Origin of the sequence: Sphingomonas sp. CCH9-E2, from assembly GCF_001557215.1 — a bacterium.
In the GTDB taxonomy this organism is placed as follows: domain Bacteria; phylum Pseudomonadota; class Alphaproteobacteria; order Sphingomonadales; family Sphingomonadaceae; genus Sphingomonas.
The window spans coordinates 1-20,532 of the sequence record NZ_LSJM01000030.1 but is presented as its reverse complement, the minus strand read 5'-3'; the positions used below and the strand labels follow the sequence as shown (position 1 = coordinate 20,532).

Sequence of the window (20,532 nt, the reverse complement as noted above, 5' to 3'; positions counted from 1 at the left end):
TTAGCCGCAACGCAGTGCCTTGATCGTGTTCACATCGTCCAGTTCGACGTTCAGCCGATCCGAGCGATAGTCCATCGTCACCGCCATGCCCGGCTTGATCACGCGAACGGTACGCGCGCCCGAGCGCTGCCTGGCGCGGTCGATCACTTGCGGCTTGGCCTCGCGTCCGACCAGAGGCTGGACGCGATCGGCATTGCATTCGCGCACACCGGTCCCGGGCGCAGGGCGTTCGTAGCCGCATGCCGCGAGCGTCAGGGGCAGGGCGATCAGCAGGGCGGTTTTCATGGATTCGGCTCCTCGGTACGCGTCATCTTGAGCTTTCCGTTACGCACGGTGAACCCAAGCTGACCCTCGACAAGGGCGAGCGCATCGCGACCGAATTGTTCGAAGCGCCAGCCGCGCAGGATCGAAAGCCCTTCGCGCTGCCCGGCAGCGAGCGCCTCGAGATCGTCGGTGCGGGCGAGGAGGCGGGCGGCGACGTTGATGTCGCGCGCGCGGATCTTGAGCAGCAGCTTGAGCAGGTCGGCGACCAATGCGCCTTCCTTGCCGAGCGGCAGCTTGCGGTCGTCGCGTGGGGGCATCTCGTCGGACGACATCGGAATGGCGCTTTCGAGTGCTGCCATCAGGCGACCGCCGATATCGTTGCCGCCCCAGGTCGCGGACAGGCCGCGCACCTTGGTGAGGTCGGCCTGCTTGCGCGGCGGGTTGCCGGCGAGGTCGGCGATGGTCTCGTCCTTGACGATGCGGCCGCGCGGCAGGTCCTTGCCCTGGGCCTCTCGCTCGCGCCAGGCGGCCAGCGCCTTGAGGCGACCCAGCACCTCCGGCTTGCGGCTGGAGATGCGGATGCGCTGCCACGCCTTGTCGGGGTCGCTGCGATAGTTTTCGGGATCGGCGATCCGCTCCATCTCTTCGTCCAGCCAGTCGCCGCGGCCGGTCTTCTTGAGCTTCGCCAGCATCTTGGGAAAGATTTCCGAGAGATAGGTGACGTCGCAGATCGCGTAATCGATCTGGCGCTTGTCGAGCGGGCGGCGCGACCAGTCGGTGAAGCGCGCGCCCTTGTCGACGGTGATGCCGAGATAGGTTTCGACGAGGTTGGAATAGCCGATCTGCTCACCCTGACCCAGCGCCATCGCCGCGATCTGCGTATCGAACAGCGGGTGGGGGGTCTTGCCGGTCAGGTTATAGACGATCTCAAGATCCTGCCCGCCGGCGTGGAAGACCTTGAGCACGTTCTCATTGTTCACGAGCAGGTCGAGCAGCGGGGTCAGGTCGATGCCCGGGGCCATCGGATCGATAGCCGCAGCCTCGTTGGTATCGGCGATCTGGATCAGGCACAGCTCGGGCCAGAAGGTGTTTTCCCGCATGAACTCGGTATCCACCGTGATGAACGGCTGCTGCGCGAGGCGGGTGCAGAGGTTGGCGAGCGTTGCCGAGTCTTGAATCAGGCCGTGAATATGCATCGCAGGCCCATAGCCAAGCCCGCGCGGGTTGACAAAGGGGCGCGTGAAAGGGATGCGCGCGGCCTGTTATTTTCACCTGAAACCGTTGGAAACTGCTCATGCACGCCTATCGCACCCACAGTTGCGGCCAGCTGACTGCCGATCAGGTCGGCGAAACCGTCCGTCTGTCGGGCTGGATCCATCGCAAGCGCGACCATGGCGGCGTGTTGTTCGTCGATCTGCGCGACCATTATGGCGTGACCCAGATCGTGTGCGACAGCGATTCGCCGGCGCTGCCGGTGCTGGAGGGGCTGCGCGTCGAATCGGTCGTGACGATCGACGGCGTGGTCAAGGCGCGCAGCGAGGCGACGGTGAACGCCAACCTTGCCACCGGCGCGATCGAAGTGTTCGCCAAGGGTGTGACGGTCCAGTCGGCGGCACAGGAGCTGCCGATGCCGGTGTTCGGCGATGCCGAGTATCCTGAGGAAATCCGTCTGCGGAACCGCTTCCTCGACCTGCGTCGCGAAGGGCTGCATGCCAACATCATGCTGCGCAGTCACGTCATCGCGTCGCTGCGCCGCCGGATGATCGAGCAGGGCTTTACCGAGTTCCAGACGCCGATCCTGACCGCGTCGTCACCGGAAGGCGCGCGCGACTATCTGGTGCCGAGCCGCGTGCATCCGGGCAAGTTCTACGCGCTCCCGCAGGCGCCGCAGATGTTCAAGCAACTGCTGATGGTTGCGGGCTTCGACCGTTATTTCCAGATCGCGCCGTGCTTCCGCGACGAGGACGCGCGTGCGGATCGTTCGCCGGGTGAATTCTACCAGCTCGATTTCGAGATGAGCTATGTCACGCAGGACGATGTGTTCGCGGCGATCGAGCCAGTGCTGCACGGCGTGTTCGAGGAGTTTGCGAACTGGCAGGGCAAGGGCCGCACGGTCAGCCCGCTGCCGTTCAAGCGCATTCCATACCGCGAATCGATGCTGAAGTACGGCAATGACAAGCCCGACCTGCGCAACCCGATCCTCATTTCCGATGTCAGCAGCCACTTCAAAGGCTCTGGTTTCGGGCGTTTTGCGTCGATGGTCGCCGCGGGCGATGTCGTGCGCGCGATCCCCGCGCCGAACACGGCGGAGAAGAGCCGCAAATTCTTCGACGACATGAACGCATGGGCGCAGGCCGAGGGTTTCCCCGGCCTTGGCTATGCGACGCAGAAGGATGGCGTGTTCGGCGGTCCGATCGCGAACAACCATGGGCAGGAGGGCATGAAGGCGATTGCCGATGCGCTCGGCCTCGGCCCGAACGACGGCATATTCTTCGCGGCGGGCAAGGAGGCTCAGGCCGCCAAGCTGGCGGGCCTCGCGCGTACCCGCGTCGGCGAGCAGTTGGAGCTGATCGACAAGAGCCGGTTCGAATTCTGCTGGATCGTCGATTTCCCGATGTTCGAATATGACGAGGACGCGAAGAAGATCGATTTCAGCCACAACCCGTTCAGCATGCCGCAGGGCGAGTTGGAGTCGCTGGAGACCAAGGATCCGCTCGACATCCTCGCCTGGCAGTATGACATCGTGTGCAACGGCATCGAGCTGTCGTCGGGCGCGATCCGGAACCACCGTCCGGAGATCATGTACAAGGCGTTCGAGATCGCCGGCTACAGCCAGCAGGATGTGGACAGCAATTTCGCGGGCATGATCAACGCGTTCAAATATGGCGCGCCGCCGCATGGTGGCTCGGCCCCGGGCGTCGATCGGATCGTGATGCTGCTCGCCGACCAGCCGAACATCCGCGAGGTCATCGTCTTCCCGATGAACCAGAAGGCGGAGGATCTGATGATGCAGGCCCCGTCGCCGGTCAGCGAGAAGCAGTTGAAGGAACTGCACATCCGGCTGGCCCCGCAGGCAATGGACAACAAGGGCTGATCCATGAGCAAGTCGATCGACCTTTCCGACTTTGAAGAGGGCGGAAAGGTCGACGACTATGCCGACCGCCTCGCCACGCTGCAGGAGCGACTGGGGCATATCCAGACCGCGCACATCATCCACAAGCGCCGCGCGATCATCGTGTTCGAGGGTTGGGACGCGGCAGGGAAGGGCGGGATCATCAAGCGGCTGACCGCCGAATGGGACCCGCGCTATTTCGAGGTGTGGCCGATCAGCGCGCCGACGCCGGAGGAGCTGTCGCACCATTTCCTGTGGCGCTTCTGGCGCCGGCTGCCCGCGCAGCACAATATCGCGGTATTCGACCGCAGCTGGTATGGCCGGGTGCTGGTCGAGCGGGTCGAGGGCTATGCGAGTGAGGCCGAGTGGCGGCGCGGCTATGCCGAGATCAACGATTTCGAGGCGCAGCAGGCTGAGACCGGCGCGACACTGATCAAAATTTTTGTCCATGTGACGCAGGAAACGCAGGACAAAAGGCTGCGCGAACGGATCGAAAGCCCTTGGAAGCGGTGGAAGACGGGGCTGGACGATTATCGCAATCGCGCGCGGCGAGCGGACTATCTGGATGCGATGCACGAAATGTTTGCGCGGACGAACACCGAGATCGCACCCTGGGTCGTCATTGATGGCAATGACAAGAAGGCGGCGCGGATCGCCGCGCTGACCGCGATCGCCCATGCGCTGGAGGCACGGGTGCCGATGGACCCGCCCGCGCTCGATCCGGCAGTGGAAGCCGCGGCACGGGCCGCCGGGGTGATCGACTGACTGCAGCGGTCGACGATGGCGACGAGAATCAGCCCGGATAGCTGATTTCCACTACCTCATACTCCCTCTCCCCCGCCGGGAGCATCACGCGGCGCAGGTCGCCCACGGCGGCACCGCGTAGCGCGCGGGCGAGGGGGGAGTTCCAGCCGATGCGGCCAGCGCCTGCATCCGCCTCGTCGTCGCCGGTCAGGGTCAAGGTGCGGTGGTTGTCGTCTTCGTCGGCAATCGTGACGGTGGCACCAAACCAGATTTTCGAGCGGTCTTCCTGCTTCGCCGGGTCGATCACCTTGGCGGCCTTCATCCGCTTCGCCAGCCAGCCGAGCCGCCGGTCGATCTCGCGCAGCCGCTTGCGGCCGTAGATATAGTCGCCATTCTCCGAGCGGTCGCCATTGCCTGCGGCCCAGGCGATGGTTTCGACCAACGCCGGGCGTTCGGTGGCGAAGAGCTGGTCATATTCTGCCTTGAGCGCCGAATAGCCGGCGGGCGTGATGTAATTCGGACGATCGATCAAAGATTGCGGCCCATGCTGATTCGCGGCTCGACCGCATAGCCCATATGCGCCCAGAAGGCGGCGGCGTCATGGTTGGTGTCGCGCACCTGCAGATTGACCTTGGTGCAGCCCAGCCCCGTCAGCGCCCGCTCGGCGGCGCGGATCAGCGCGCGGGCAATGCCGCAGCCGCGCGCGCGGGGATGCACCGCGAGCTTGTAGAGCCAGCCGCGATGCCCGTCATAACCCGCCATAATCGTGCCGAGAACATGGCCATCCTCCTGCGCGACGAGCAGCAGGTCGGGCTGCGCCGCCAGCTTTTGCGGGATCGCAACGGCGGCGTGGCTGTGCGGCGGATCGTCGGGAAAGACGCTGCGCCACAGCGTGTCCACATCCGCGAACTGCGCCTCGTCATAGGGCTGGATCGCGATCACCCGGGGCGGTTCTTGCCCAGATACCAGCTGATCCGGTGCGGCCCGCGCGAACGCGAGCGCTGCGGGTGAAGCATGTCGTAGACCACGGCATTTTCCAGCACGCGGTGAACATAATTCTTGGTCTCGAAAATGGGGATATTCTCGATCCATTCGAGCATATCGACACCGGGCGTGCGCGGGTCGCCATTGGCGCGGATCCACTTGTTCACATTGCCCGGCCCGGCATTGTACGCGGCGACGGCAAGCGGATAGCTGCCGCCATAATAATCGAGCATGCGCTGAATATAGCTCGACCCGAGCCGGATATTGTAATCGGTATCCACGGTCAGTGCGGCGCGGTCGTAACTCATGCCGAGCTTCCCAGCGACCTCGCGCGCGGTGCCTGGCATCAGCTGCATCAGCCCGCGCGCGCCGGCATGGCTGACCGCGGCCTTGTCGAACTGGCTTTCCTGCCGCGCGATGGCGTGGATGATCGTGAAATTGCCGTCTTGCCCGGGCGGAACCGAGACCGACGGGTAGCCAGCGACAGTATAGTCGGTCAGGCCGTTGAGCAGCGCGCTGCGCCCCACCATGACGCCAAGGTCGGGGCGGTTGAGCGTACGCGACAGCTCGGTCGCCAGCAGATGATCCTCCGCACTCGTCGCATCGGCCGCGATCTGACGCAGGAAATAGCCCTGGTCCTCGGCGCGGCCGAGCGTGCCGAGCATCTGCGCGGCGCGCACCACTTCGCGGTTGTAGAAGGCGGTGCGTGCAGCCGGGTTGACCTGTCGAAAATCGACGGGCGGCGGGGCCTTGAGCTCGCGGCCCAGGCGTTCGGCGGCGAGCTGGCCGTAGAACAGATCGGAATAGGCGGCGGCGCGTTCGTAATAGGCGCGCGCAACCGCAGATTGCCCAGCGGCCTCGGCAGCACGGCCGGCCCAATAGATGCCCTTGGACTGGGTGGTCGGGGTGCGCGATCCGCGCGAATAGCGGTCGAACATGCCGATCGCATCGGCCGGACGACCGAGCTTTTGCATCGCGACCGTGCCGGCAAGCCACACCAGACTGGTATAATCGTCGCGGATGCCGAGGCCGAGGTCGGAGATGTCGGTGCCGGGCGCTACCGCGTCGTCGACCTGTGACGCGATGGCATAGGCGAGCGCATATTGCCGGTCGGATTCGGCGGCGCGCGCGTTGGTCAGCAGCACCTCATACCATTCCTCGACATTGCTGGGGCGGCTGTCGAGCGTGCGGGGGCGGGCGAGCAGCGAGCGCGCCGAGCCGCTGGCGCCATTGTTGCGGAACCAGCTGGCGCGATCGGCGATGAAGCCGGGGTCGCGCGCACCGATCGCTTCGACAGCTACAGCGCGATCCTGCGCGTCGGGGGCATCCGAGTGCAGCGCCAACCGCGCCTCGAACACCGCGCGCTTCTGCGGCGAGGTATAGCCGATATGGCGTGCGGCCACCGTGCGCGCGTCCTGCCACAGCAGCGCATCCATCCGTGCGTCATGGTCGGCGGGGGACAGGGCGGCCGCAAAGCCGCTCAGCACCGCGGCTTCGTCGGTTGGACGCAAGATACCACTGCGCCAGGCGCGGCGGGCCTGCTCGTCCGCTTCGGCGCGGCGACCGGTGATCGCCAGCGCTTCGGCAAAACGGATACGCCCCGCAGCCGTCAGCGGCGGAAAACGTTCAAAAAAGCGGATAACCAGCGAGGGCGCGTCCGTCCCTGCGCCGAGCGAGGCTTCAGCGGCGGCGCGGCGACTGGTCTCGCCCGGCCAACCGGGGTGGGCGAGCATGAAATTCGCGTAGTCGCTGAACGGCCAGCGATCTGATTGCTGCAGCCGCTTCCATTCGTCGATCGTATACTGAATGCTCGACGCCGATTGCGGCCCGGCGGGTGGCAGCACCTGGGCGGCGATCGCGGCGAACTGCGCGCGATACCATTGTGCCCCCTCCTGCACGACCTGTGAGGAGACCGCGACACCCGATACGCCGGCGAGCAGAAGCCCGCTCCTGAACATAGAGCCAAGCATGCTGGACATGATACGCAATCGCCCCCTATTGGCCACCCCGAATTTCCGACGATTGGGGCATTTTGACGCATATGTTCTCCGGCTCGATCCCCGCACTCATCACGCCATTCCGTAACGGCAGCTTTGCGGAGGATGTTTTCCGCGATTTCGTCGAGTGGCAGATCTCCGAGGGATCGTCGGCGCTGGTCCCGGTCGGCACCACCGGCGAGGCGGCGACGCTGTCGAAGGAGGAGCATTTCGAGGTCGTGCGCGTCTGCGCCGATCAGGTGCGTGGGCGCGTGCCGGTAATCGCGGGGGCCGGATCGAACGATACTCGCGTGGCGATCGGCAATGTTCAGGCAGCGAAGGCTTCGGGTGCGGACGCGGTGCTGATGGTCCCGCCCTATTACAACCGCCCGAGCCAGGAGGGCATCTTTCAGCATTTCGCCGCGGTCGCGGCCGAGTGCGAACTGCCGATCATCCTCTACAACGTCCCCGGCCGCACCGTGACCGACATCCAGCCGGAGACGGTGATCCGCATCGTTGAGGCGTTCCCGGACAAGTTCGTCGCGATCAAGGACGCCACCGGCGACCTTGCCCGCGTATCGAAGCACCGCGCCGCGCTGCGCGCCGGGTTCGCGCAGCTTTCGGGCAATGACGAGACCGCGCTTGCCTTCAACGCGATGGGTGGGGTGGGCTGCATCTCGGTCGCGGCCAATGTCGCGCCCAAGCTGTGCGCGCAGTTCCAGGCGGCATGGGCCGAAGGCGACACGGCGGTTGCGCTGGCGCTGCACGACCGGCTGTTCGCGCTGCACCTCGCGCTGTTCACCGATGCCTCGCCGGGGCCGGTCAAGTACGCGGTCAACAAGCTGCGCCCGGAGATTTCCGCTGAACTGCGCCTGCCGATGGTTGCGCCGAGCGACGCCAGCAAGGCAGCGGTCGATGCGGCGATGGCGGCGGCGGGGTTGGTCTGAGGTGGCCATGCTCGGCCTTGACGATCCGTTATGGGCCGAGCTCACACATGCTTATGGTGGTGCCTCCGACACTCCGGAGTTGCTGCGAGCGCTGGCCGCCAGAACGGCCCCGAGCGAGAGCGTAGCGGATGAGCCCTGGTTCACTTTGTGGTCCAGTCTTTGCCATCAGGGTAACGTCTACACTGCCTCATACGCGGCCATTCCGCACATCGTGGACATTGCCAGTACGGCGATCTGGCCGATCGATTTTTCATTCCTAGAGTTACCCGCGGCCGTTGAGGTGGCGCGTCGCACCGGGCGGGGACCTGAGATTCCCGCGGTGCTGACCGTGGCCTATCATCGTGCTCTCGAACGGCTGATCGATGTGATCGGCATCCATTTGAAAGAGGTTTGGGACGAGCCCATGCTTCACTCGGTGTTCGCGGCGCTAGCGGTGAGCAAGGGCGACATCGCGACGGCAGAAGCGATGATCAACCTCGATTCGGACTGGATCGAGCGGATCCGAAATTGCGACTTTGACTGAATTGTGCGCGGGCTGAGGCTATCGCTTCCCTTTCGTCCTCCGCACCCCTACATCGCGCGTCCCATGGCACGCCCTCGTCCCCTTGAATTCGACAAGAAGAAGATCGTCGCGGAGAACCGCAAGGCGCGCTTCGAATACTTCCTTGAAGAGTTTTTCGAGGCGGGGATCGCGCTGCAGGGGACCGAGGTGAAGTCGCTGCGATTCGGCGAGGGGTCGATCGCCGAGAGCTATGCCGAGGTGCGCGACGGGCAGGCGTGGCTGGTCAACGCCAACATCCCCGAATTTTCGCACGGAAACCGCTTCAATCACGAACCGAAGCGTCCCCGTAAATTGCTCCTTCACGAACGCCAGGTACAGAAGCTGCATGGCGCGGTTGCGCGGGAGGGCATGACGCTGATCCCGATGTCGATCTACTTCAACAGTCGCGGCCGGGCGAAGGTCGAGCTGGCGCTGGCGAAGGGCAAGAAGACTCACGACAAGCGCGAGTCGATCAAGGAACGGGACTGGAAGCGTGAACAGGGGCGGCTCCTCCGCGATCGCGGGTGACATGAAGCAGAGTCGTCTCAGTGCCTGGTGGCAGCGCAACATGCCCACCCGCGAGTCGATCGAGGAAATCCGCTGGCTGCGCCCTGTGGCGCATCGCGTTCTCGCCCCCGAATTGTGGCGCTTCACCCGCCGGTCGGTCCCGCGCGGGGTCGCGCTGGGATTGCTGGTCGGCATCTTCTTGTTGATCCCGGGCCTGCAGATTGCGGGCGCGGCGATGCTGGCGCTGCCGTTCCGGGCCAATGTCCCGATTGCGGCGGCAATGACCTTTCTGAGCAATCCCGCAACGACGCCGTTCATCCTCTATGGGTCGGTCTATACCGGCAATTGGATGCTCGGCCGGAACGCCGATGTCTCAGGCTTCATGGCGCTGGTCGAGCATCATGCCGGAGTCGGCGAGTGGATGAGCTGGCTGTTTTCTCAGGCCGCCCCCGCGCTGCTGATCGGGCTGTTCGTCATCTCGGTCATCTGCGCGGCAGCGGGTTATGGTCTTTCCATTCTGATCTGGCGTGGCTGGGTTGCGCGCAAGTGGCGCAAGCGCGTCCTGCTTCGCAATAAAGTTTCTTCGGAGACTTGATCGGGCGTATCATCGGCGTAAGACACGGGGCGTTTTGATGTCCTGAAGGGTGCCCGATGCGTTTTCTCCTGATCCCCGTTCTTCTCGCCGGAACCGCATTGGCGAGCGGCTGCGCCAGTTCGGCCAGCACCGACGGACCGGCGGCGGCCGCGCCGACTCCGGCGCCTGCTCCGGCGGCGACAGCGAAGCCGCAGCTCGGCAGCTTTGGCTTCGATGTCGCGGGCATGGACCGCAGCGTTGCGCCGGGCGAGGATTTCTACGCCTTCTCGAACGGGGCGTGGGCCAAGAACACGCCGATCCCGGCGGACAAGTCCAACTATGGCATGTTCACCGCGCTCGACGATCTGTCGAAGGAGCGGGTGCGCGGCATCCTGAATGAAGTGAAGGACGATCCCAGCAGCATGGTCGGGCGCGCCTATTCGAGCTATCTCGACACCGCGACGGTGGAAGCGCGCGGCCTGGCGCCGATCCAGCCCTGGTTGGGCAAGATCAAGGCGCTTAACAGCAAGGCGGCCTATGCCGCGCTGATCGTCGAGGGCGCGAAGATGGGCGTCCCGGGGCCGTTCGGCGGCTATGTCGGGCAGGACGACAAGATCCCGACGCAGTATATCTTCACCGTCTATCAGGGCGGCACCGGCCTTCCCGATCGCGACATGTATCTGCTCGATAACCCGAAGATGGCGGCGATCCGCACCGCTTATCAGGGCTATCTCGCCAAGATGCTGACGCTGGCGGGTGAGGCGAATGCCGAGGCGCGCGCCAAGGCGATCCTCGACCTCGAGACCCGCATCGCCAAGGTGCAGTGGACGCGTGAGGATTCGGGTGATGCGTCCAAGACCTATAACAAGTTCACCCTGGCCGACACGGCAAAGCTGTCGTCCAAGACGCTGGACATGCCGATGCTGCTGAAGGCGCTGAGCCCGAAGATCACCGAGGTGCTGGTGAGCCAGCCGACCGCGGTGTCGGGCATCGCCAAGATCCTCGAAGAAGCGCCGCTGGCGGTGGTGAAGGATCAGATGCTGGTCCGCAGCCTGGGTGCGATGGCCGATTATCTGCCGGATGCCGTCGCCGATGCGAACTTCGCTTTCTATGGCACCACGCTGCAGGGCACGCCGCAGCGCGAGGAGCGCTGGAAGCGCGGCGTGAGCTTCACCGAAGGCGCGCTGGGCGAGGAACTGGGCAAGGAATATGCCGCGCGCTATTTCCCCGCCGAATACAAGGCGGAGATGAACAAGCTCGTCGCCAATGTGCTCGACGCGATGGGGCGGCGGATCGACGCGCTCGACTGGATGCAGCCGCAGACCAAGGCACGCGCCAAGGCGAAGCTCGCGAACTTCACCGTCAAGGTCGGCTATCCGGACCAGTGGCGCAGCTATGCAGGGCTTGAGGTCAAGGCCGACGACCTGTTCGGCAACGCCGTGCGCTCCAACCGGTTCGACTATGCCTATATGCTCGACAAGCTGGGCGGACCGGTGCGCAAGTGGGAATGGGGCATGCTGCCCCAGACAGTGAACGCCTATGCCAATTTCGGCATGATGGAGGTCGTCTTTCCCGCAGCGATCCTGCAGCCGCCCTTCTTCGATCCCAAGGCCGATCCGGCGATCAACTATGGCGGCATCGGCGCGGTGATCGGGCACGAGATCAGCCACCATTTCGACGATCAGGGCGCCAAGTATAACGAAAAGGGCGAACTGGCCGACTGGTGGACGCCGGAAGACGTCAAGGCATTCGAGGCGGCGGGCAAGGCGCTGATCGCGCAGTATGACGCCTATGAGCCGCTGCCCGGCGAGCATGTGAAGGGCGAGTTCACGCTGGGCGAGAATATCGGCGATCTGGCTGGCCTGACCATCGCCTATGACGCCTACAAGCATGCGCTCGGCGGCAAGGAAGCGCCGGTGATCGACGGCTTTACCGGTGACCAGCGCTTCTACCTCGGCTGGGCGCAGGTGTGGCGGCGCAACTATCGCGAGGCGAATCTGCGCCAGCGCCTGCTGACCGATCCGCATAGCCCGTCGATCCAGCGCGCCTGGGTCGTGCGCAACCTCGACCCCTGGTACGGCGCGTTCGACGCAAAGCCGGGCGAGAAGCTGTATCTGGACCCGGCAAAGCGCGTTCGCGTCTGGTGAGCGCTTGACGCTATCGCAGCGGGGCGGGAAAGGGGGCCATGCCCAGCATTTCCGCCCCGACTGACGAGACTTCCGGGATCACCGGTCCGCTGATCGTCGCGATCGCCGCTGGCGCGGTGGCGGGGGGCGCGGTGCTGTGGGCGGTCGACTCGCTTGCGGTCGCCGCCGGCTTCTTTGCCGCGGCCATTCTGATTGCGCTTGCGGTCACACTGTTCCGGCGGCCGGCTGCGGCTGTCGATACTCCCGCCGCCGCGAGCGAGATCGACTGGTCGCTGGCGAACATGCTCGCATCCATGAGCAACGACGCGATCGCGGTGACCGATCGCGCCGGGCGGCTGGTGTGCGCAAATGAGCGATTTGGCACGCTGTTCCCCGGCTATCCCGCGCCTCCGGCAGTGGTGATCGGCGACTGGGCGGCATCGCAGCTGGGCAGTGCCGGGCGCGCGGCATGGCGCGACGGCCAGGCATCGAGCGGGTCGTTCGACGCCGCCGGGACCAAGCTGACCGCGCATGTCAGCCGGGTCGGCGACTCGCTGCTGGTGTGGCGCTTTGCCGGGGCCGATGCGGTGGACCTGACCAAGCAGGCGCAGGCGCTGGTCGCGGGCAAATCGGGCGACAGGCTTGGACAGGCCGGGATCATGATGGCCCTGATCGGCGCGGATGGCCGGGTGCGCGCCGCCAATCGCGTGCTGCGGTTGCGCGCGGCGGGCGACGAGCTCGCGATGATCGAGGGGCGCGACATCACCCGTTTCCTGATCACCGATAGTCGCGGAACGGTGCGGTTCGAACGCGAAGGCCTGTCAGGCACGCCGATCCGCGTGCTGGAGATCCCGTTCCTCGACGGCGATGCGACGCCGATGCTGGTGGCACTGCTCGACGAGGAATACGCCCCGGCGCAGGATATGGGCGCGGAATCGAGCGCCCATGTCCGCTCGCTGATCGCGCTGCTGCCGACGGGGATCGCGCTGGTAGGTGCGGATGGGCGCTTTGCGTTCATGAATGACGCCTTTGTCCGCGCCGCGCATGTCAACACCGATGCCCCGCCGCTCTATCCGGGCGATCTGGTGGTGCGGGAGGACAAGAGCACGTTGGCGGATGCCGTACGGCGGTTCGCGGCGGGCGCGGTGCATCCGATGGACCTGACCGTCCGCTTTGCCCAGGCGCCGGACGAGGCGGTGTCGATCTCTATCGCCTCCGCGCGCGGCCTTGGCGACGCTGCGGTGCTACTGAGCCTGCGCGATGCGGGCGAGGAGGGGCAGCTCAAGCGTCAGGTGGCGCAGGCGACCAAGATGCAGGCGGTGGGCCAGCTCGCCGGGGGCGTCGCGCATGACTTCAACAACATCCTGACCGCGATCATCGGCCATTGCGACCTGATGCTGATGCGCCATGCGCCAGGCGACAGCGATTATGACGATATCCAGCAGATCCTGCTCAATTCGAACCGCGCGGCAGCGCTGACGCGTCAGCTGCTGGCCTTTTCGCGGCAACAGACGCTGCGGCCGCAGCTGCTGCAGCTGCCCGACATCATTTCGGAGGTGTCGAACCTGCTGAAACGCCTGCTGGGTGAGACGGTCGAGCTGGTGGTCAATCACGGTCGCAACCTTGGCCCGGTGCGCGCCGATCCGGGGCAGCTCGAGCAGGTCGTCGTCAACCTGGCGGTCAACGCGCGCGATGCGATGCTGGCGAAGAACCCCAATGGCGGCGGCACGCTGACGATCGAGACACTGAGCGTGCCCGCGCATGAAGTGCGTGCGATGGACGAGGATGTCCTGCCGGTGGGCGACTATACCGCGCTCCGCGTGTCGGACACGGGTTCGGGTATTCCGGCAGACGTGCTGGCGCATATCTGGGAGCCGTTCTTCACCACCAAGGAAGTGGGGAAGGGGACGGGCCTGGGCCTGTCGACCGTCTATGGCATCATCAAGCAGTCGGGCGGGTTCATCTTTGCCGAGAGCGAGCCGGGCAAGGGGGCGGTGTTCACCATCTATCTGCCCGTCCACACGGCGCCCGAGCCGACTGCGCAGCTGCCGACTGCCAAGGCGGTGCAGGGCGATCTGTGGGGCAGCGGCACGATCCTGCTGGTCGAGGATGAGGCGATGGTGCGCGCGGTGGCCGAACGCGCGCTGGCGCGGCAAGGCTATACCGTGCTGACCGCCGAGAATGGCGAGGCGGCGCTGGAACTGCTGGAAAAGAGCGACAAGCCCGACCTGCTGATCAGCGACGTGGTGATGCCGACGATGGACGGCCCGACCATGGTCCGCCATGCGCGCAAGAAATATCCCGACCTCAAGATCATCTTCATGTCGGGCTATGCCGAGGAGCAGCTGCGCAAGTCGATCGACCTGGACAATGTCGCGTTCTTGCCGAAACCCTTTTCTGTTCAGCAACTTGCCGAGCTGGCCCGGTCAGTGATGACCGCAAAATAGCGCTCGACCGCGCAACGATTGTAAGGCACATGCTCATCCGATGAGCGCACCGCAACGCATCCTCGTGGTCGAGGACGAGCCCCTGATTGCCATGATGATCGAGGATTTCCTCGACATGCTGGGCAAGGACCATGCCGGCACCGCCGACAGCGTGGCTTCGGCGATGGAGATTGTCGGGGCGGGCGGGGTCGATGCGGCGATCCTAGACGTCAACCTGTCCGGGGGCGAGCAGAGCTGGCCGATTGCCGACGCGCTGGCAGCGCAGGGTGTGCCCTTCATCCTCGCGACCGGCGGCAGCGGCGACACGGTTGTGGACGCGCATCGCGACCGCCCGGTGCTGGCCAAGCCGTTCACGATGGACTCGGTCGAACAGGCGCTAGCGGCGCTCTGATCTAGGCGATCCGGTCGGGCAGCTCTGCCGCATCCGCTTCGATTGCCGCCTCCGGTGCGACGGCTTCCCAAGGGAAAATGAACCAGTCCTTCGTCACCGACCGGTCGATCGTGCGCGCCGCATAGTCGACCCGCTGGTTCGACGTCGTATTGTCGAGAAGGGTCGCAAAGCGGACATGCGCCGCGTCCGCTCTGGCGTCACTGAGCCCCGCACGCAGCCGCCCGATCGTCGCCCCACTGTCGTTGATGTCGTCGATGAACAGCAGCCGTGCGCCTTCCCGCGTCCGCTCCGCCAGCCGGGCGAGGGCAGGGGCGGCGAGATCCTCGTTCCGCGCGCTATAATCCACCGACAGCATCGGTCCACCGATCGCATGGCTAAGATACACCGCCGGGATCAGTCCGCCACGCCCGATGCCGATCAGATAGTCGGGCTGCCAGTCGGGATCGGCTCGCAGCGCATCGGCCAGCGCGAGCACGTCGGCGACGAACTGTTCATGCGGGATCGGGGTGAAGACCGGCATCACTGCGCTGCCACATAGGCATCGAGCCGCGCGAGGTGCGCGGCGACGCTGGCATCGTCGAGGAATGAGCCGGTGAAGCTGTGCCGTGCCAACTGCACGATCTGATCGCGCGAAAGCCCGCGCGCGGCCGCGACCGCGCGGTAATTGTCGGCGATATAGCCGCCGAAATAGGCGGGATCGTCGGAGTTGATCGTCGCATAGAGATCGCAGTCGAGCATCTGATCAATGGGGTGCTTCCCCAGGCTGTCGACGACGCACAGTTTGAGGTTCGACAGCGGACAGACGGTCAGTGTCATCTCGCGCTCGGCAAGGGTGCGAACGAGCTTCGGGTCCTCTAGACTTCGATTGCCATGGTCCAGTCGGTCGACATTGAGCAGGTCGATCGCCTGCCAGACATACTCGGGCGGGCCTTCCTCCCCGGCATGGGCGACGCGCTTGAGACCCAGATTTCCGGCCTCGGCGAACACGAGCGCGAATTTTTCCGGGGGATGGCCGAGTTCCGACGAATCGAGGCCGACCCCAGCGATCCGGTCGAGCCACGGTCCGGCGGCGTCGAGTGTGGCGAATGCCGCATCCTCATCTAGGTGGCGCAGGAAGCACAGGATCAGCTTCGACGTCACTCCATGCCGGTGCTCGGCGTCGTGCATCGCGGTCAGCAGCCCGTCGGCAACGACCTGAAACGGGATGCCGCGATCGGTGTGGGTCTGGGGATCGAAGAAAATCTCGGAATGCACCACCCCATCGGCGGCGGCGCGCGCGAAATAGGCGTCGGCGAGGTCGTAGAAATCCTGCTCGACTCGCAGCACGTCGGCGCCGGCGTAATAAATGTCGAGGAAATCCTGAAGGTTGGAGAAGCTGTACGCCGCGCGCACCGCCTCCACGCTGTCGAACGGGATCGCGACCTTGTTGCGCTTGGCGAGTTCGAACATCAGCTCGGGCTCGAGGCTGCCTTCGATGTGCAAATGGAGTTCGGCCTTGGGCAGGCCGGCGATGAAATCGGTCGGGTTCGTCATGGCCCAAGGATCGCGCGATCGGGCGCTGAGGGCAAGAGCGGCGGACAGCCGAGCCCGCGTGAGAACAAAAAAAGATCGTTCCGCACTTGTTCTCTTGGAACAAACGTTGTACGACGCGCTTCAGGCAATGGTTGAACCGGGGCCTCAAAGCCTTTAGCGACGGAGACTACTCATGGCGGCTTCCCTCAAGGTGATCGAAGGAAAGATGGGCATTTCTCCGGACAAGCAGAAGGCGCTCGACGCAGCGCTGGCACAGATCGACCGCGCATTCGGCAAGGGCAGCGCGATGAAGCTCGGCTCGAAGGAGACGATGCAGGTCGAGGCGATCTCGACTGGCTCGCTCGGGCTCGACATTGCGCTCGGCGTCGGCGGCCTGCCGCGAGGCCGCGTGATCGAAGTCTATGGTCCGGAAAGCTCGGGCAAGACGACGCTGGCACTGCACGTGATCGCCGAGGCGCAGAAGAATGGCGGGACCGCCGCGTTCGTCGATGCCGAACACGCGCTCGACCCGGTCTATGCCAAGAAGCTGGGTGTCAATATCGACGAGCTGATCGTCTCGCAGCCCGATACGGGCGAGCAGGCGCTGGAGATCACCGACACGCTGGTGCGCTCGAACGCGATCGACGTGCTGGTGGTCGACTCGGTGGCCGCGCTGGTGCCGCGTGCGGAAATCGAGGGCGAGATGGGCGACAGCCATGTCGGCCTGCAGGCGCGCCTGATGTCGCAGTCGCTGCGCAAGCTGACCGGATCGATCAGCCGCTCGCGCTGCATGGTGATCTTCATCAACCAGCTGCGCATGAAGATTGGCGTGATGTACGGCAATCCGGAGACCACGACCGGCGGCAATGCGCTCAAATTCTACGCCTCGGTCCGTCTCGACATCCGCCGCACCGGCCAGATCAAGGATCGTGACGATATTATCGGCAACACCACCCGCGTGAAGGTGGTGAAGAACAAGGTCGCCCCGCCGTTCAAGCAGGTCGAGTTCGACATCATGTACGGGCAGGGCATCTCCAAGATCGGCGAGATCCTCGACATCGGCGTAAAGGCCGGGCTGGTCGAGAAGGCCGGCGCGTGGTTCAGCTATGACAGCATCCGCATCGGCCAGGGGCGTGAGAACGCCAAGACCTTCCTCAAGGAGAACCCCGAGGTCTGTTCGCGGCTCGAGGCGGCAATCCGCAACCGTACCGAGCAGGTCGCCGAAGAGATGATGACCGGTCCGGACGCCGAGGACGATCTCTGACACGCCGGCGCCTTGACCGTCCCCGGGATGATCCGGAGTGAGGGTTAAAGGCGCTGGTAACCAGTTTCGGGCAGCAATGTCCGTGCGGGCCGTGCCGGATCGACAGGTCGGTGGCGGTCAAGGGACCAGTCTCCCATTGGAAGGCCCGGCGTGGCGTGCTCCGGGCCTTTCCTGTTGTTGGCGACCGGCGTGCAGTCTCGGTTGTGAGCGTATCCCGGCCCACGCCGCGGCGTGCTCTTCGAACTCCAGGCGCGGCCAATGCGGCCGCTGATATGGCTTGTTATAGGGCTTCCGGCCTTTTCCGCTTTGCACCGTGCCGCAGGGGGCCACGTTGCCGGCGGCTCTTGCGGTTGGCGATGGGTTGCACCAATTTCTCGGGCGCGCACGCTGCCTGCGGCGTGATACCGAACCGCATAGGGAGCGCAACGCGATGATCACCGTCCACCATCTAGAAAACTCGCGTTCGCAGCGGGTGCTGTGGCTGCTCGAAGAGCTCGGCCTGCCTTATGCGATCAAGCGCTATGAGCGAAACCCCAAGACCATGCTCGCGCCGCCGGAATTGCGCGCGGTGCATCCGCTCGGCAAGTCGCCCGTGATCGTCGATGCCGATCCGGCTGGCGATGCGCCGCGCACCGTCGCCGAAACCGGCGCGATCATCGAATATCTGGTCGAAAAGGCTGACGGCAAGCTAGGTGCGCCTGCGCACCGCGAGTCGGCGCTGCGCTATCGTCATTTCATGCACTATGCCGAAGGTTCGCTGATGCCGCCGCTGCTGGTGAAGTTGGTGCTGATGCGCGTGCCGATCTTTGGCAAGGCGGCGCAGAAGAAAATCCAGCCGATGATCGACGTCCATCTCGACTTTGTCGAAAGCGAACTCGCCAGCCGGCCCTGGTTCGCCGGCGACGCGATGACCGCCGCCGACGTGATGATGAGCTTTCCCCTCGAGGCGGCCCGGTCGCGCGGCGGGCTCGATGCGTCACGCCCGGCGACGATCGCATGGCTCGACAAGGTCCATGCCCGCCCGGCCTATCAGGCTGCGCTGAAGGCCGGCGGGCCTTACGCTTACGCCTGAATGACCGGGCGGGGGCTTACCCCGCTCAGGCCCTGAAGCTCTGCTCGTCCACCGCCGGGCCCGTACCCGATGGCGCGTGCGGTGCGTCGATCTCGGCCGGTTCGATCGGATCGAGCCGACCGCCCTCCCACTTCGCCACGACCGCGGCGGCGACCGCATTGCCGACGACGTTGGTCGCCGAACGGCCCATGTCGAGGAAATGATCAATACCCAGGATCAGCAGCAGTCCGGCCTCAGGAATGTCGAAGAAACCGAGCGTCGCGGCGATCACGACCAGGCTGGCGCGCGGTACCCCGGCAATGCCCTTGCTGGTGATCATCAGCACCAGCAGCATCGTGATTTCCTGCCCCAGCGTCAGGTCGATACCATAGGCCTGCGCGATGAAGATCGTCGCGAAGGTCATGTAGATCATCGATCCGTCGAGGTTGAAGCTGTAGCCGAGCGGCAACACGAAGCTGGCGATGCGCGGCGGCACGCCGAAGCGGTCGAGCGCCTCGAGCGTGCGCGGATAGGCGGCCTCCGATGATGCGGTCGAGAAGGCGAGCAGCAGCGGATCGCGGATGTAGCGCACGAGCAGCCCGGTGCGCTTGCCGACGATCAGGAAGCACACGCCGATCAGCAGCGCCCACAGGATCAGCATGCCGAGGTAGAAGGTCCCCATGAAATAGGCGAGGTTGCCGATGATGGCGGGGCCGCGCTCCGCCAGCGTCCCGGCGACGGCGGCGAACACCGCGAAGGGGGCGAAGCGCATGACGTAGTTCGTCACCTGAAGCATGACATGCACCAGGCTTTCGACCGCGCTGACCAGCGGTTTCGCCTTTTCGCCCACGGCGGTCAGCGCGACGCCGATGAACAGCGAGAAGATCACGATCTGAAGGATTTCGTTCTTCGCCATCGCCTCGATCCCCGATGCGGGAAAGACATGGGTGAAGAAGTCCTTGAGGTTGAACGCCGCCTTCTCGACCCCGCTCGCCGCGTCGACCGGCGGCAGCGGGAAGTTGAGGCCGACGCCGGGCTGGAACAGGTTGACAAGCACCAGGCCGAGCGAGAGCGAGACGATGCTGGCGCAGATGAACCACGCGACCGCGCGCCCGCCGACTCGGCCCAGCGCGGCGGTGTCGCCCATATGCGCGATGCCTGCGACCAAAGTCGCGAACACCAAGGGCGCGATGATCATCTTGATCAGACGCAGGAAGATGGTCGTGACGATCGAGAAATAGCCCGCGATCGTCTTGAGTTCCGCCTCCGCTCCGGCGACATTTGCGCCAAAGCTGTTGCGAACGCCGAAATGCAGCCCCAGGCCGACGATCGCGCCGAGCACAAGCGCGATCAGAATGAAGGTCGTCAGTTTCTTGGCCATCGGGCTCCCCTTGATTGGCGCCTAGACAGGGGATTGCGGCGCGCAGGTCAAGGGTCGTATCGCAATGCCATGTTGATCACGCGCCGCTCGCTGTTCGCCGCCGCCGCCCTGGCCCCGCTGATGCCCCGACTTGCCATGGCGCAGTCGATCGACACCGGCGATCTGCAGCCGATCACCGGCGATGCGGTTCCGATCGGGCGCGACGAACGCGCTGCCCGGCTCGCCCGCGCACAGGCGTTGATGAAGGCGAACGGCATCGGCGCGGTGCTGATCGAGCCGGGGGCGAGCCTGCTCTATTTCACCGGGGTGCGCTGGGGGCGGAGCGAGCGGCTGACCGCGGCGGTGATCCCGGTCGAGGGCGATCCGATCATCGTCACCCCGTTTTTCGAAGAGCCATCGGTCCGCGAATCGCTGGGAATTCCGGCGGAAATCCGGGTGTGGCAGGAGCACGAGGATCCGTTCGCGGTGGTCGCGGGCTTCCTGCGCGAGAAAAAGCTGCTCGGCCGCCCGCTGGGTATTGAGGAAACCGCGCGCTTCTTTGCGGTCGATGGCATGTGGCGTGCGCTTGCGGGCGTGAAGATCGTGTCGGCCAACCCGGTCGTGCGCGGGTGCCGGATGTTCAAGACGCCGGCCGAAATCGCGCTGATGCAGAAGGCGGCGGACGTGACGCTGGCCGCCTATCGCTGGACCTACCCCCGGATCGAGGCGGGG

At 65.1% G+C, this 20,532-nt stretch carries 20 protein-coding genes; 12 read left to right on the top strand and 8 right to left on the bottom strand.

Features of this window, described 5'->3' with window-relative positions:
* Complete coding sequence (locus tag AX681_RS01530) at positions 1–285, bottom strand: I78 family peptidase inhibitor (RefSeq protein WP_066658684.1); 285 nt, start codon at positions 283–285, stop codon at positions 1–3.
* Positions 282–1,460: a ribonuclease D gene (gene rnd, locus AX681_RS01525; RefSeq protein WP_066658686.1), complete on the bottom strand. Its 1,179-nt coding sequence runs from the start codon at positions 1,458–1,460 to the stop codon at positions 282–284. The genes AX681_RS01530 and rnd overlap by 4 nt, the downstream gene beginning before the upstream one ends.
* A 98-nt stretch (positions 1,461–1,558) precedes the next feature.
* Here rnd and aspS point away from each other — a divergent pair, with 98 nt between their 5' ends.
* Together aspS and AX681_RS01515 are read left to right on the top strand one after the other, a co-directional pair.
* On the top strand, positions 1,559–3,358 hold the full coding sequence (aspS, locus tag AX681_RS01520; RefSeq protein ID WP_066658689.1) for an aspartate--tRNA ligase: 1,800 nt from the start codon (positions 1,559–1,561) through the stop codon (positions 3,356–3,358).
* Positions 3,359–3,361: 3 nt separating this feature from the next.
* Positions 3,362–4,141: a polyphosphate kinase 2 family protein gene (locus AX681_RS01515; RefSeq protein ID WP_066658692.1), complete on the top strand. Its 780-nt coding sequence runs from the start codon at positions 3,362–3,364 to the stop codon at positions 4,139–4,141.
* 28 nt (positions 4,142–4,169) lie between these two features.
* On the opposite strand, the gene greB is transcribed toward AX681_RS01515, so the two are convergent.
* Genes greB through AX681_RS01500 form a run of 3 tightly spaced genes read right to left on the bottom strand, consistent with a single transcriptional unit; the run spans position 4,170 to position 7,074 of the window.
* Positions 4,170–4,652, bottom strand: a complete 483-nt coding sequence (greB, locus tag AX681_RS01510) for a transcription elongation factor GreB (RefSeq protein WP_156442664.1) — start codon at positions 4,650–4,652, stop codon at positions 4,170–4,172.
* Positions 4,649–5,062 (bottom strand): GNAT family acetyltransferase, encoded by a 414-nt coding sequence (locus AX681_RS01505; RefSeq protein WP_066658694.1) that lies wholly within the window; start codon positions 5,060–5,062, stop codon positions 4,649–4,651. The genes greB and AX681_RS01505 overlap by 4 nt, the downstream gene beginning before the upstream one ends.
* Positions 5,059–7,074, bottom strand: coding sequence for a lytic transglycosylase domain-containing protein (locus AX681_RS01500; protein WP_066658697.1), 2,016 nt, complete (start codon positions 7,072–7,074; stop codon positions 5,059–5,061). Before AX681_RS01500 ends, AX681_RS01505 begins: the two co-directional genes overlap by 4 nt.
* Positions 7,075–7,145: 71 nt before the next feature.
* On the opposite strand from AX681_RS01500, the gene dapA reads away from it, so the two are divergent.
* The 7 genes from dapA to AX681_RS01465 all read left to right on the top strand — a co-directional run bounded on the left by dapA (position 7,146) and on the right by AX681_RS01465 (position 14,613).
* A complete protein-coding gene (gene dapA, locus AX681_RS01495) occupies positions 7,146–8,027 on the top strand; it encodes a 4-hydroxy-tetrahydrodipicolinate synthase (protein ID WP_066658701.1) in 882 nt (293 codons plus the stop codon).
* Positions 8,028–8,034: 7 nt separating this feature from the next.
* Complete coding sequence (locus AX681_RS01490) at positions 8,035–8,550, top strand: hypothetical protein (RefSeq protein WP_066658733.1); 516 nt, start codon at positions 8,035–8,037, stop codon at positions 8,548–8,550.
* Positions 8,551–8,613: 63 nt separating this feature from the next.
* Positions 8,614–9,096, top strand: a complete 483-nt coding sequence (smpB, locus tag AX681_RS01485) for an SsrA-binding protein SmpB (protein WP_066658703.1) — start codon at positions 8,614–8,616, stop codon at positions 9,094–9,096.
* Position 9,097: 1 nt separating this feature from the next.
* Entirely contained in the window at positions 9,098–9,670 is a 573-nt protein-coding gene (locus AX681_RS01480) for a DUF2062 domain-containing protein (RefSeq protein WP_066658705.1), read from the top strand.
* 56 nt (positions 9,671–9,726) lie between these two features.
* A complete protein-coding gene (locus AX681_RS01475; protein WP_066658707.1) occupies positions 9,727–11,796 on the top strand; it encodes a M13 family metallopeptidase in 2,070 nt (689 codons plus the stop codon).
* Between the two features lie 38 nt (positions 11,797–11,834).
* A complete protein-coding gene (locus AX681_RS01470) occupies positions 11,835–14,222 on the top strand; it encodes a hybrid sensor histidine kinase/response regulator (RefSeq protein ID WP_066658710.1) in 2,388 nt (795 codons plus the stop codon).
* Positions 14,223–14,262: 40 nt separating this feature from the next.
* Entirely contained in the window at positions 14,263–14,613 is a 351-nt protein-coding gene (locus AX681_RS01465; protein WP_066658713.1) for a response regulator, read from the top strand.
* Between the two features lies 1 nt (position 14,614).
* Here AX681_RS01465 and AX681_RS01460 read toward each other — a convergent pair whose 3' ends face one another.
* Together AX681_RS01460 and AX681_RS01455 are read right to left on the bottom strand one after the other, a co-directional pair.
* Positions 14,615–15,133, bottom strand: coding sequence for a phosphoribosyltransferase (locus AX681_RS01460; RefSeq protein ID WP_066658718.1), 519 nt, complete (start codon positions 15,131–15,133; stop codon positions 14,615–14,617).
* Positions 15,133–16,146: an adenosine deaminase gene (locus tag AX681_RS01455; protein WP_066658720.1), complete on the bottom strand. Its 1,014-nt coding sequence runs from the start codon at positions 16,144–16,146 to the stop codon at positions 15,133–15,135. Before AX681_RS01455 ends, AX681_RS01460 begins: the two co-directional genes overlap by 1 nt.
* Before the next feature lie 172 nt (positions 16,147–16,318).
* On the opposite strand from AX681_RS01455, the gene recA reads away from it, so the two are divergent.
* Together recA and AX681_RS01445 are read left to right on the top strand one after the other, a co-directional pair.
* Positions 16,319–17,389, top strand: coding sequence for a recombinase RecA (gene recA, locus AX681_RS01450; RefSeq protein WP_066658722.1), 1,071 nt, complete (start codon positions 16,319–16,321; stop codon positions 17,387–17,389).
* Between the two features lie 430 nt (positions 17,390–17,819).
* Positions 17,820–18,461: a glutathione S-transferase family protein gene (locus tag AX681_RS01445; protein WP_066658724.1), complete on the top strand. Its 642-nt coding sequence runs from the start codon at positions 17,820–17,822 to the stop codon at positions 18,459–18,461.
* 25 nt (positions 18,462–18,486) lie between these two features.
* On the opposite strand, the gene AX681_RS01440 is transcribed toward AX681_RS01445, so the two are convergent.
* On the bottom strand, positions 18,487–19,821 hold the full coding sequence (locus tag AX681_RS01440; protein WP_066658726.1) for a dicarboxylate/amino acid:cation symporter: 1,335 nt from the start codon (positions 19,819–19,821) through the stop codon (positions 18,487–18,489).
* A 69-nt stretch (positions 19,822–19,890) separates the two neighbouring features.
* Here AX681_RS01440 and AX681_RS01435 point away from each other — a divergent pair.
* Positions 19,891–20,532 (top strand): aminopeptidase P family N-terminal domain-containing protein (locus tag AX681_RS01435; protein WP_197421855.1); only part of this gene is annotated, 642 nt, incomplete at its 3' end.

Coding starts and splice junctions, on each gene's coding strand:
- AX681_RS01460 (WP_066658718.1), bottom strand. CDS start 15,133: ATGCCGGTCTTCACCCCGATCCCGCATGAACAGTTCGTCGCCGACGTG.
- AX681_RS01465 (WP_066658713.1), top strand. CDS start 14,263: ATGAGCGCACCGCAACGCATCCTCGTGGTCGAGGACGAGCCCCTGATT.
- AX681_RS01440 (WP_066658726.1), bottom strand. CDS start 19,821: ATGGCCAAGAAACTGACGACCTTCATTCTGATCGCGCTTGTGCTCGGC.
- AX681_RS01515 (WP_066658692.1), top strand. CDS start 3,362: ATGAGCAAGTCGATCGACCTTTCCGACTTTGAAGAGGGCGGAAAGGTC.
- AX681_RS01530 (WP_066658684.1), bottom strand. CDS start 285: ATGAAAACCGCCCTGCTGATCGCCCTGCCCCTGACGCTCGCGGCATGC.
- AX681_RS01490 (WP_066658733.1), top strand. CDS start 8,035: ATGCTCGGCCTTGACGATCCGTTATGGGCCGAGCTCACACATGCTTAT.
- AX681_RS01470 (WP_066658710.1), top strand. CDS start 11,835: ATGCCCAGCATTTCCGCCCCGACTGACGAGACTTCCGGGATCACCGGT.
- recA (WP_066658722.1), top strand. CDS start 16,319: ATGGCGGCTTCCCTCAAGGTGATCGAAGGAAAGATGGGCATTTCTCCG.
- AX681_RS01475 (WP_066658707.1), top strand. CDS start 9,727: ATGCGTTTTCTCCTGATCCCCGTTCTTCTCGCCGGAACCGCATTGGCG.
- rnd (WP_066658686.1), bottom strand. CDS start 1,460: ATGCATATTCACGGCCTGATTCAAGACTCGGCAACGCTCGCCAACCTC.
- AX681_RS01445 (WP_066658724.1), top strand. CDS start 17,820: ATGATCACCGTCCACCATCTAGAAAACTCGCGTTCGCAGCGGGTGCTG.
- AX681_RS01500 (WP_066658697.1), bottom strand. CDS start 7,074: ATGCTTGGCTCTATGTTCAGGAGCGGGCTTCTGCTCGCCGGCGTATCG.
- aspS (WP_066658689.1), top strand. CDS start 1,559: ATGCACGCCTATCGCACCCACAGTTGCGGCCAGCTGACTGCCGATCAG.
- AX681_RS01455 (WP_066658720.1), bottom strand. CDS start 16,146: ATGACGAACCCGACCGATTTCATCGCCGGCCTGCCCAAGGCCGAACTC.
- smpB (WP_066658703.1), top strand. CDS start 8,614: ATGGCACGCCCTCGTCCCCTTGAATTCGACAAGAAGAAGATCGTCGCG.
- dapA (WP_066658701.1), top strand. CDS start 7,146: ATGTTCTCCGGCTCGATCCCCGCACTCATCACGCCATTCCGTAACGGC.
- AX681_RS01480 (WP_066658705.1), top strand. CDS start 9,098: ATGAAGCAGAGTCGTCTCAGTGCCTGGTGGCAGCGCAACATGCCCACC.